The 2,152-nt window shown below is 54.6% G+C and carries 3 protein-coding genes; 2 read left to right on the forward strand and 1 reads right to left on the reverse strand.

Translation table 11 applies throughout. The annotated features are described in order from the left end of the window. Nucleotides 1-172, reverse strand: a 172-nt coding sequence (locus QMN93_RS25765; protein ID WP_170953011.1) for a phage integrase N-terminal SAM-like domain-containing protein, incomplete at its 3' end; no start/stop codon positions are given. 157 nt (nucleotides 173-329) lie between these two features. Between QMN93_RS25765 and aph(3'')-Ib the strand changes: the two genes are divergently transcribed. Both aph(3'')-Ib and QMN93_RS25775 read left to right on the forward strand, forming a co-directional pair. Next, on the forward strand, nucleotides 330-1,133 hold the full coding sequence (gene aph(3'')-Ib / locus QMN93_RS25770) for an aminoglycoside O-phosphotransferase APH(3'')-Ib (protein ID WP_001082319.1): 804 nt from the start codon (nucleotides 330-332) through the stop codon (nucleotides 1,131-1,133). Beyond that, entirely contained in the window at nucleotides 1,133-1,969 is an 837-nt protein-coding gene (locus QMN93_RS25775; RefSeq protein ID WP_000480968.1) for an aminoglycoside O-phosphotransferase APH(6)-Id, read from the forward strand. The genes aph(3'')-Ib and QMN93_RS25775 overlap by 1 nt, the downstream gene beginning before the upstream one ends. Nucleotides 1,970-2,152: the final 183 nt, after the last annotated feature.

Consider the following 2,152-nt stretch of genomic DNA (forward strand, 5'->3'; position numbering starts at 1 on the left):
TGCCCAAGGTTGCCGGGTGACGCACACCGTGGAAACGGATGAAGGCACGAACCCAGTGGACATAAGCCTGTTCGGTTCGTAAGCTGTAATGCAAGTAGCGTATGCGCTCACGCAACTGGTCCAGAACCTTGACCGAACGCAGCGGTGGTAACGGCGCAGTGGCGGTTTTCATGGCTTGTTATGACTGTTTTTTTGTACAGTCTATGCCTCGGGCATCAAGGCGAGCTCAGAGACCATGGAAAGCATGTTCTCGGACTTACGTAGCAACTCGTTTCTTTTCGCAGGTTGAGCCACCTCCGCGCTTCATCAGAAAACTGAAGGAACCTCCATTGAATCGAACTAATATTTTTTTTGGTGAATCGCATTCTGACTGGTTGCCTGTCAGAGGCGGAGAATCTGGTGATTTTGTTTTTCGACGTGGTGACGGGCATGCCTTCGCGAAAATCGCACCTGCTTCCCGCCGCGGTGAGCTCGCTGGAGAGCGTGACCGCCTCATTTGGCTCAAAGGTCGAGGTGTGGCTTGCCCCGAGGTGATCAACTGGCAGGAGGAACAGGAGGGTGCATGCTTGGTGATAACGGCAATTCCGGGAGTACCGGCGGCTGATCTGTCTGGAGCGGATTTGCTCAAAGCGTGGCCGTCAATGGGGCAGCAACTTGGCGCTGTTCACAGCCTATCGGTTGATCAATGTCCGTTTGAGCGCAGGCTGTCGCGAATGTTCGGACGCGCCGTTGATGTGGTGTCCCGCAATGCCGTCAATCCCGACTTCTTACCGGACGAGGACAAGAGTACGCCGCAGCTCGATCTTTTGGCTCGTGTCGAACGAGAGCTACCGGTGCGGCTCGACCAAGAGCGCACCGATATGGTTGTTTGCCATGGTGATCCCTGCATGCCGAACTTCATGGTGGACCCTAAAACTCTTCAATGCACGGGTCTGATCGACCTTGGGCGGCTCGGAACAGCAGATCGCTATGCCGATTTGGCACTCATGATTGCTAACGCCGAAGAGAACTGGGCAGCGCCAGATGAAGCAGAGCGCGCCTTCGCTGTCCTATTCAATGTATTGGGGATCGAAGCCCCCGACCGCGAACGCCTTGCCTTCTATCTGCGATTGGACCCTCTGACTTGGGGTTGATGTTCATGCCGCCTGTTTTTCCTGCTCATTGGCACGTTTCGCAACCTGTTCTCATTGCGGACACCTTTTCCAGCCTCGTTTGGAAAGTTTCATTGCCAGACGGGACTCCTGCAATCGTCAAGGGATTGAAACCTATAGAAGACATTGCTGATGAACTGCGCGGGGCCGACTATCTGGTATGGCGCAATGGGAGGGGAGCAGTCCGGTTGCTCGGTCGTGAGAACAATCTGATGTTGCTCGAATATGCCGGGGAGCGAATGCTCTCTCACATCGTTGCCGAGCACGGCGACTACCAGGCGACCGAAATTGCAGCGGAACTAATGGCGAAGCTGTATGCCGCATCTGAGGAACCCCTGCCTTCTGCCCTTCTCCCGATCCGGGATCGCTTTGCAGCTTTGTTTCAGCGGGCGCGCGATGATCAAAACGCAGGTTGTCAAACTGACTACGTCCACGCGGCGATTATAGCCGATCAAATGATGAGCAATGCCTCGGAACTGCGTGGGCTACATGGCGATCTGCATCATGAAAACATCATGTTCTCCAGTCGCGGCTGGCTGGTGATAGATCCCGTCGGTCTGGTCGGTGAAGTGGGCTTTGGCGCCGCCAATATGTTCTACGATCCGGCTGACAGAGACGACCTTTGTCTCGATCCTAGACGCATTGCACAGATGGCGGACGCATTCTCTCGTGCGCTGGACGTCGATCCGCGTCGCCTGCTCGACCAGGCGTACGCTTATGGGTGCCTTTCCGCAGCTTGGAACGCGGATGGAGAAGAGGAGCAACGCGATCTAGCTATCGCGGCCGCGATCAAGCAGGTGCGACAGACGTCATACTAGATATCAAGCGACTTCTCCTATCCCCTGGGAACACATCAATCTTACCGGAGAATATCGTTGGCCAAAGCCTTAGCGTAGGATTTCGCCCTCTCCCGCAAACGACCCCTAAAAGCCGTTTCCTCTGTATAAAAGATCAGCTAAATTATGTGTATTGCACAATACATATATGTGAGGTTAGCAGTG

It is taken from the genome of Enterobacter sp. R-1.6.2 (assembly GCF_035064085.1).
In the GTDB taxonomy this organism is placed as follows: Bacteria; Pseudomonadota; Gammaproteobacteria; order Enterobacterales; family Enterobacteriaceae; genus Enterobacter; species Enterobacter asburiae_B.